The organism is Flavobacterium sp. W22_SRS_FK3 (assembly GCF_052113665.1).
Taxonomy (GTDB): Bacteria; Bacteroidota; Bacteroidia; order Flavobacteriales; family Flavobacteriaceae; genus Flavobacterium.
Map to the genome: position 1 here is coordinate 49721 of NZ_JBGQOF010000020.1, position 9089 is coordinate 58809.

At 32.8% G+C, this 9089-nt stretch carries 8 protein-coding genes and 1 pseudogene; 3 read left to right on the plus strand and 6 right to left on the minus strand.

All coding sequences use genetic code 11. From position 1 onward, the window contains the following. The first annotated feature begins 264 nt into the window (after positions 1-264). Complete coding sequence (gene sucC, locus ACEN2I_RS16780) at positions 265-1458, plus strand: ADP-forming succinate--CoA ligase subunit beta (protein ID WP_035684436.1); 1194 nt, start codon at positions 265-267, stop codon at positions 1456-1458. A gap of 206 nt (positions 1459-1664) precedes the next feature. On the opposite strand, the gene ACEN2I_RS16785 is transcribed toward sucC, so the two are convergent. From ACEN2I_RS16785 to ACEN2I_RS16795, 3 genes are read right to left on the minus strand one after another with little or no spacing between them, the layout of a single operon-like run. Then, a complete protein-coding gene (locus ACEN2I_RS16785; RefSeq protein ID WP_441767262.1) occupies positions 1665-2129 on the minus strand; it encodes a DUF1456 family protein in 465 nt (154 codons plus the stop codon). 42 nt (positions 2130-2171) lie between these two features. Continuing rightward, a complete protein-coding gene (locus tag ACEN2I_RS16790) occupies positions 2172-3182 on the minus strand; it encodes a dipeptide epimerase (protein ID WP_441767263.1) in 1011 nt (336 codons plus the stop codon). A gap of 27 nt (positions 3183-3209) precedes the next feature. Next, the gene (locus ACEN2I_RS16795) at positions 3210-4511 is read right to left on the minus strand and encodes an anthranilate synthase component I family protein (protein WP_441767264.1); all 1302 of its coding nucleotides are present in this window, start codon (positions 4509-4511) and stop codon (positions 3210-3212) included. Positions 4512-4731: 220 nt separating this feature from the next. Between ACEN2I_RS16795 and ACEN2I_RS16800 the strand changes: the two genes are divergently transcribed. After that, on the plus strand, positions 4732-5622 hold the full coding sequence (locus ACEN2I_RS16800; protein ID WP_441767265.1) for a DUF4349 domain-containing protein: 891 nt from the start codon (positions 4732-4734) through the stop codon (positions 5620-5622). A 207-nt stretch (positions 5623-5829) separates the two neighbouring features. Then, positions 5830-6204 carry a DoxX family membrane protein gene (locus ACEN2I_RS16805; RefSeq protein ID WP_441767266.1) on the plus strand — a complete coding sequence of 125 codons (375 nt, stop codon included), beginning with the start codon at positions 5830-5832 and terminating at the stop codon, positions 6202-6204. 55 nt (positions 6205-6259) lie between these two features. On the opposite strand, the gene ACEN2I_RS16810 is transcribed toward ACEN2I_RS16805, so the two are convergent. From ACEN2I_RS16810 to ACEN2I_RS16820, 3 genes and pseudogenes are all read right to left on the minus strand, one after another. Next, the gene (locus ACEN2I_RS16810; protein WP_441767267.1) at positions 6260-6802 is read right to left on the minus strand and encodes a lipocalin family protein; all 543 of its coding nucleotides are present in this window, start codon (positions 6800-6802) and stop codon (positions 6260-6262) included. A gap of 161 nt (positions 6803-6963) precedes the next feature. Continuing rightward, the gene (lpdA, locus tag ACEN2I_RS16815) at positions 6964-8367 is read right to left on the minus strand and encodes a dihydrolipoyl dehydrogenase (RefSeq protein WP_441767268.1); all 1404 of its coding nucleotides are present in this window, start codon (positions 8365-8367) and stop codon (positions 6964-6966) included. A 343-nt stretch (positions 8368-8710) separates the two neighbouring features. After that, positions 8711-8962, minus strand: a pseudogene (locus ACEN2I_RS16820) (type II toxin-antitoxin system RelE/ParE family toxin); the annotation flags it as partial. Positions 8963-9089: the final 127 nt, after the last annotated feature.

The window sequence follows — 9089 nt, forward strand, 5'->3', positions numbered from 1 at the left end:
TTCGTTTTAAATTATATTAAGAAAAATCAACAATTCGTAGTAAAAATACGTTGCTTTTATGTTAATTCTAAAACGATGTAGTGATTTAAAATTAACAATTGATGTTCGTTTATTTAACCTTTATTTGACTTTACAGGAAATTTATTTAACAAAGTGAGATTGGTTTATTATTAATTAAAAAAGATTTTAGTTTTCAGTTCAATTTTGCTACTTTTGTCGCACTTTTATTCTGAAATAAATTCAGAACCAGACAAATTCTATATTATGAACATACACGAATATCAAGGAAAAGAAATTTTAGCAAGTTACGGAGTACGCATTCAACGCGGAATTGTAGCTAATAATGCAGTTGAAGCTGTAGCCGCTGCAAAACAATTAACAGCCGAAACTGGTACAGGATGGCATGTAATTAAAGCACAAATTCACGCAGGTGGTCGTGGAAAAGGTGGTGGAGTTAAACTAGCTAAAAACTTGCAGCAAGTTGAAGAAATTGCAGGACAAATTATCGGAATGCAATTAATTACACCTCAAACTTCTGCTGAGGGTAAAAAAGTAAACAAAGTTTTAGTTGCTGAAGATGTTTACTATCCTGGTGAAAGTGAAACTTCTGAATTTTATGTTTCTGTTTTATTGAATAGAGCTACAGGACGCAACATGATTATGTATTCTACTGAAGGTGGAATGGATATCGAAGAAGTTGCTGAGCACACACCACACTTAATTTTTACAGAAGAAGTTGATCCATCTGTTGGATTACAAGGTTTTCAGGCAAGAAGAATTGCTTTTAACTTAGGTCTTTCCGGAAATGCTTTCAAAGAAATGGTGAAATTTATCGATTCTTTATACAATGCTTACATTGGTTCAGATGCTTCTATGTTTGAAATCAACCCGGTTTTGAAAACTTCTGATAATAAAATTATGGCTGTTGATGCTAAAGTAAATATCGATGATAATGCTTTATACAGACAACCAAAATATGCTGAAATGAGAGATATCCGTGAAGAGAACCCAATCGAAGTTGAAGCTAAAGAAGTAGGATTGAACTATGTAGATCTTGACGGTACTGTAGGATGTATGGTAAACGGAGCAGGTCTTGCAATGGCAACTATGGATTTAATTAAATATGCTGGTTTTGAACCTGCTAACTTCTTAGACGTTGGTGGAACTGCTGATGCAAAACGTGTTGAAACTGCTTTCCGTATTATCTTAAAAGATCCTAACGTAAAAGCTATTTTAATTAATATTTTTGGTGGAATCGTTCGTTGTGACCGTGTGGCGCAAGGGGTTGTTGATGCTTACAAAAATATGGGTGACGCTATCAATGTGCCAATTATAGTTCGTTTGCAAGGAACAAATGCTGAAATTGCAAAAGAATTAATTGACAATTCAGGTATGCCAATTTTATCAGCTGTTCAATTTCAGGAAGCTGCTGACCAGGTTAAAGCTGCATTATCTTAATCAAATAAGAAATTAGCTATATATAGAAATCCACTCCGTTTTACGGAGTGGATTTTTTTGTGAAATTATTTTATCAAAAAAGTTCGCAAGGATTTCATACTTACAAGATTTTATATAAACGCAAAGTTCGCAAAACTTTATTAATATAGCTTTGCGAACTTCACGTAAACCTTTGGGCTCTTTGCGATTAACCTACTTAGGGTTAATTATTTTTTATTCTTGCCGTTTTTGTAAACTACTTTTTCTACAACCTGTACTTTAGGGGCTGTTTTCGTATTGTTTTTCTTGAAAGGCTTTTTAGTTGCAGATCCTGATTTTGAAGGTTTTTGATCGCCTCTTCCTTTTTCAGCATCTTTGAGAGTCGCTTTAAATTCTGGTCTTTCTTTAGAAGTTTCTTTCTTCGGTATTTCAGCCTTATGTTTCGCTAAAACGTCATTTGGGTTTTTCGGGTTTTCCTTGGTTCCTCTTAAATGAATTACCAATCCGTTTAAGAAATTACGCAAAACCTGATCACCACATTCCATATAATTTTCATGATCTTCAGCTCTGAAAAAAGCACCCAATTCTGATTTTGAAATTCTAAAATCTACCAATTCTAAAATTTCAACTATTTGATCATCGCGAAGCATAAGAGCTACACGAAGTTTTTTTAAGATATCGTTATTTGTCATTGTCTAATTTTTTACAAAGGTACATTATTTTAAACGCAAATATCAGAACAAAATTACTCCGGTGCCTGCTCCATCAGCATAATATGTTTTGCCGTTTTTAATCGTAACGCCTCTGGCAATATCTTCGGACAAAAGTAGCGAACCGTCCATATCCACATAATCTAATTCGGGCAGTAAATGTGCAATGGCAGAAATCCCAACCGTAGATTCTGTCATACAGCCCACCATTGTTTTTAAACCCAGTTTTTTGGCTTCTGCAATCATTCTTCTGCCAGGCGTAATTCCTCCACATTTCATCAGCTTTATATTAACGCCATGAAAATGATTGTAACATTTAGCAACATCACCTTCTTCAATACAACTCTCATCGCCAATAACTGGTAAAACAGAATTTTTAAAAATTTCCCGTTGTCCTTCCCAATCATTTGATTTTAAAGGCTGTTCAATAAATTCAACGCCTAATTTTTTTAGAATTTTAGCATTTGCTAATGTTTCATCAACTGTCCAGGCGCAATTGGCTTCAACCCTGAAAACAGCATCACTGTGTTTTCTTAATTCGGTTACAATGGCTATATCTTCAGAAGTTCCTAGTTTTATTTTGTAAATAGGCCATGGAAGTTCTTTCATTTTAGCAATCATGTTGTCGATGTTATCAATCCCAATTGTATAATTAGTCAGCGGATTCTGTGTAATATTGTAATTCCATAATTCATACAGTTTTTTTCCTTTTTTTCGCGCATACAAATCATTGTAAGCATTGTCTAATGCGCATAAAGCAAAAGGATTATCCTGAAAAAACGAACTAATCTTTGACCAAAACTCTTCGGGCGTTTCATTTGAAGCGGTCTCTACAATATTTCTATTTTTTTCAATATCGTTTTGAATAGTTTCTATGGAAATATTATAATACGGATTTGAAGTTGCTTCTCCAAACCCTGAAATTCCATCTTCTTGTAATTCCACAATTAGTGAAGGCTGAAAATCAATAGTTTTTCTTGAAATCCTAAAAGTGTGTTTTAATTTTAAATTATAAGTTCTTAAGATTAACTTCATATACAAACACTTTTAAGTTATTATTTTTCAAATAACATCGAAAGATTGCAATACTTTAGACATTGCTTTCGATTTAAGTAAACATTCTTCATACTCTTTTTCCGGAACAGACTGAGCCGTAATAGCGCTTCCTACTGAAAACGAAATATACTGATTTTCCTGATTATACAAAATACTCCTGATTACAACATTAAAATCAAAATCTCCTTGTGGTGTTAAATAACCTACTGCCCCACTATACAAACCTCGTTTCGTTTCTTCCATCTTTTCAATAATTTTCATTACCGAAATTTTAGGGGCTCCCGTCATACTTCCCATTGGAAAAGTGGTTTTTAAAACATCAATTGGCGAATATTGAGGATCCAGCTTTGATGTTATAGTTGAAATCATTTGATGCACTTGCAAAAACGAGTAAATTTTGCATAATTCTACCACTTCTACTGATCCTTTTTGTGCAGTATGAGATAAATCATTCCGAACCAAATCGGTAATCATGATATTCTCTGCGCGTTCTTTTGAATCAAATTCCAAATCTAGTTTTGACTTTTCATCTTCATTTATATCTGAAAATCGTTTTGAAGTTCCTTTTATCGGCTGTGAAATAATGGTTTCACCAGCTTTTTTCAGATATCGTTCCGGTGAAGCTGAAAGCAAAAAATGTTTGTTGGTTTTAAAAAAAACTGAAAATGGTGCTCTTGAAATCTCATTCAGTTTTTGAAACTTTTCCAAAGGATTAATAATGGCATTTTCAGCAAAAAACTCTATGCAAAAATTCGCTTCATACATATTTCCTGCGTGAATGTGTTCAAGTATTTTATTTACTTTTTCAAGATATGACTCTTTAGAAATACGTTGTTGAATTTTTAAATATTCTTCACTTTCGACTTTTAACTTTCGACTTTCGACTATTTCATTAAAATCATCTTCAATCTCATCATCACAAAGTAACAAATATTGAATTTCGAGTTGATTTTCTTTCAATAAAAAGATTTTTTTTGGCTGAAAGAAAAACAAATCCGGGAAATGCAACCCATCAAAATTGGATGATTTCAAAGGTTCTGTATCATTTTTCAGGTCATAAGATAAATAACCGAAAAGCCAGTCTTTTGTAGTCTGCTGATATTGCTTTAAATCCTCAAAAGCATTATGAAAATCGGTTTTTAAAGACGTAAAAGCATCAACAGCCAACATACAATCAAAGCTTGAATATTCTTGTGGATATGTATTGCTATCTAAAAAAACAACTTCGCGAAATTGTTGTGACCAACTTAAAAGTTGCTGCTTAAACTGACTTGGGTCCGAAATGTACTTGTGAATGGAAACTCTCAAAAATGAATGAATTTTAGATTTCAAAATTACGACAAAAAAAATCCTTCAATAAAACAATTCTAAAAAATTATTGGCACACTTTTTAGTATATCGGATTAACACTAATTCTTAAAACTTTTCTTGTCTATTTATTGAAAAATTACTCATGCATTTCTAACCAGCAAAATTGCATTTACATGGTGTAAATATTTTATTTATTAATCAAACTTTAAAAACCTTTATGAAAACAATTGCAAAATTAGGTCTGACTGCCTTTATCATTCTAGCAGTATTATTTTCCTGTAAAAAAGCAGACACTTCCCAAGAAACATTAGATTACACAACTACAACTGACAGCACCGCAATATCCTCTTTGGCTGCTGTCGAAAGAAAAGACAGTAAACACAAATTCATTCGAACCGCTGATATCAAATTCAAGGTTAAAAACGTCGTCAAGTCAACTTATGCAATTGAAAATGCCGTGTCAAAATTTGGAGGTTTTGTTACTTACACCAATTTACAGAGCAATATCCATGATCAGATTAAAACTAAAATCAGTCAGGACAGTACGCTCGAAACTACTAAGTATACAGTAGAAAATAATATTACGATCCGTATTCCGAATACGCAGCTTGATACCGTTATTAAAACTATTGCTAAGCAAATTGACTTTCTTGATTTTAGAATTATCAAGGCAGATGATATTTCTTTAAAATTATTATCAAATCAACTTTCTCAAAAAAGAAGTGCCAATACCGAAAAAAGAGTTGAAAAAGCAATTGATGAAAAAGGCAAAAAAATAAATGATATTATGGAAGCCGAAAACACTTTGGCAAACCAAAAAGAAGCAAATGACAATCGTACCATTGATAATTTATCCTTACAAGATCAGATAAATTTTAGCACAGTAACATTACAGCTTTACCAAAACGAAACCATCAGGCAAGAAATAATGGCAAGTGAAAAAAACAGCAATGCTTATAAGCCAAATTTAGGAATTCAAATTCTTGATTCTTTAAAAAATGGCTGGTACATTATTGAGTCAGTTTTTGTGTTCTTAATTAATCTTTGGCCTTTTATTTTGATTGGTTTTGGCGGATTCTTCCTTTATAAAAAATACAGTAAGGAATAGAAAGTCAAAATTATAAGTAGCAATTTCATAAGAAAAAATTCATTATATTTGATATAGTACTTCATTAATCCTAAAAATGGATTCTTTTGATTGTAAAATTCTCAATAAAAACATAATTAAATCAGATTTTGTTCTTATTCGAGGTTTAGATTTAAAAATGTTTATCAGCAAATAAATTATATTTTTTAACCTATTAAATCTAGTATTATGAAAATTGCTACCATTATTGTCCGTGTATTAATTGGTCTCTTACTGCTCTTTGCCTCGATTAGTTTTTTCTTTAAACTTGCTCCTGAACCAGAAACAACAGGTAATTTCAAGGCTTTCAATATGGGATTAGTTGCCTCAACTTATTTATTGCCCCTGGCAAAAACGATAGAATTGCTTTGTGGTATTTCATTTGTAACAGGCCGTTTTGTAACATTGGCCAATATATTGATCTTACCGATTACGATCAATATATTGTTTATCAATTATTTTCTGGCACCTGAAGGTCTGCCAATTGCTGCATTATTATTCCTTGGCAACTTATTTTTGATTTACAGATATTGGGATAACTACAAAACTGTGTTTACTCCATAAATATATTTTGAGTTAAAATAAAAACCCGGCATTTCAAAATGTCGGGTTTCTTATTTTAGTTTGCTTGGTCGTGTTTTACCCATATCAACTCCGAAGTATTATATCCGATTTCCCGGGCTTTCATCAAAAAATCAGTTTTTACGCTCTCTGGAATATTTGTTTCTCTTGAAAGTATCCACATGTATTTTAAGCTTTCACCAGCTACAAGTGCGTATTTATATTCTGTATCTGTGGCAATGACATTATATCCGGAATAAAAAGGTCCAAAAAAGGAGACTTTCAGCATTCCAACAGTATCTTCTTCAACAAATTTAGCTTTGCCGACACTTTCTTCCCATTTGCCTTTTTTGACATTATATCCCTTATTATCAACTTTTATTGTACTATCACCATTTAACGAATAATCCGCCGTTACGTTGTTCAGGTTTTTTTCCCATTTATAATCTAATCTGGCAATTTCATACCATTTTCCCAAATACTTTGTTTTGTCAAAATTTCTGATTGCAGTTGCCTTTTTTGGTATAGTTGAACCGCAAGAATGAAACACAAAAGCAATTCCTGCTCCAATTAAAATCGGAATTATATATCTATTTTTCATGATGTTATCTATTTATTGAAACAAAGGTAGCAACTGAACGGATAACTATTTTTACAGAATTATGCCTGGTTTTTACATTTTATATCGTAAATAAATACTCTTTTCAAACAAAAAACCCGACACTAAAATGTCGGGTTTGATATTAGTAAAAAACGTAATAATTATACGTGTAATGCTCTATTATCTGTTGCTGCTAATGCCGCTTCTTTTACCGCTTCTGCGAAAGTTGGATGTGCATGACTCATTCTTGAAATATCTTCTGCAGAAGCTTTAAATTCCATTGCAGTAACAGCTTCAGCAATTAAGTCAGCTGTGCGCGCTCCAATCATGTGAACACCTAAAACCTCATCAGTTTTAGCATCAGCAATGATTTTTACAAATCCGTCTAAGTCTCCGCTTGCTCTTGCACGACCTAACGCTTTGAAAGGAAAACTTCCTACTTTATATTCGGTTCCTGAAGCCTTAACCTGGTCTTCTGTTTGTCCAACTGCAGCAACTTCTGGCCAGGTGTACACTACACCAGGAATTAAGTTATAATCAATATGTGGTTTTTGACCTGCTAAGATTTCAGCAACCATAGTTCCTTCTTCTTCTGCTTTGTGTGCTAACATTGCTCCACGAACAACATCACCAATTGCGTAGATATTAGGAACGTTAGTTTGTAAATGATCGTTTACTTCTACTTGTCCCCTGTCTGAAATTTTCACTCCTGCCTTGTCAGCATTTAATCCGTCTGTGTAAGGACGACGTCCCACAGAAACTAATGAATAATCTCCTTCTAAAGTAATGGTTTCTCCTTTTGCATTTTCAGCCTGCACCACAACAGCATCACCATTTCTTTCAACTGATTTTACTTTGTGGGAAACGTAGAATTTCATTCCTTGTTTTTTCAATACTTTAGTCAATTCTTTAGACAAAGAAGCATCCATTCCTGGAATAATTCTGTCCATGAATTCCACTACAGAAACCTGCGATCCTAAACGAAGGTAAACTTGTCCAAGCTCGATTCCGATTACTCCACCACCAATAATTACAAGGTGTTTTGGAACTTCTTTTAAAGCCAAAGCTTCAGTAGAGGTGATAATTCTTTCTTTATCAATTTTGATAAACGGTAAAGAAGATGGTTTTGAACCTGTAGCAATTACAGCATATTTAGTTTCGATAGTTTCAGATGTTCCGTCAGCTTTTGCAACTGCAATATGCGTTGCGTCTACGAATGAACCTAAACCATTAAAAACAGTAATTTTATTTTTATCCATTAAGTAGTTGATTCCACCAACGGTTTGATCTACAACTGCTTGTTTGCGCGCGATCATTTTCTCTAAATTGATTTTCACATCACCAGAAACTTCGATTCCGTGATCTGCAAAATGAGCAATTTCAGCATAATGATGAGAAGATGACAATAATGCTTTTGAAGGAATACAACCAACGTTAAGGCAAGTTCCGCCTAAAGAATTATACTTTTCTACGATTGCAGTTTTGAAACCTAATTGTGCGCAACGAATTGCTGATACATATCCGCCAGGACCTGAACCTATAATGACTACGTCAAATGAACTCATAGTTTGTTTATTTTATTTTTAGCGATACAAAATTAAGGAATAAAGTTTTGTTTAAAGTTTAATTTTCAATGTTTTTTGTGTGAAATTTTGGGTTTGGGGGTTTCTGCCACAAAGGCACTAAGGCACAAATTTTTTTTTTGTATTGGGTATTTTAATGTGAAGTTTTTTTGGGAATTGAGTTTTACCGCAAAGGACGCAAAGAGCTACGCAAAGATCGCAAGAGTTTTGTTTTAGATTTTTGCTAAAGCAAAGTAAAGGACGCAAAGTGAAGCTACCTGAAACTTGAAACCTTAAATTAAAAAACCTCTGTCCCTTTGTGGCTATGAACCTTAGCCCTTTCTATCTAAGATTTTCTTTGAGGATTTCTTGAAGTATGAAAAACAGAGTAAACGATTACTTCATTTCCGAAAATTTCATAAATAATCACAAATGGAAATTTAACCAAAGTTAATTCTCTGTAACCTGGTTCTTTTTTTATTTCAAATAATTCCGGATGTAATTTTAAAACTTGTAGATGTGATTTTAAATATTTTAGAAATTGTTTTCCTAAACCTTTACTTCTACTTTCATAGAATTCAATAGATTCATCAATTTCGTTTTCTACTAAGGGTAAATTTTAATCTTAAAAACCATACTTAGCATTTAAACGTCAGTCTGTGAAAAAACTTCCGTTTTTGTTTTAAACAAATATAGAAAAGTATTGTTTAAAAACAGGATTTTTC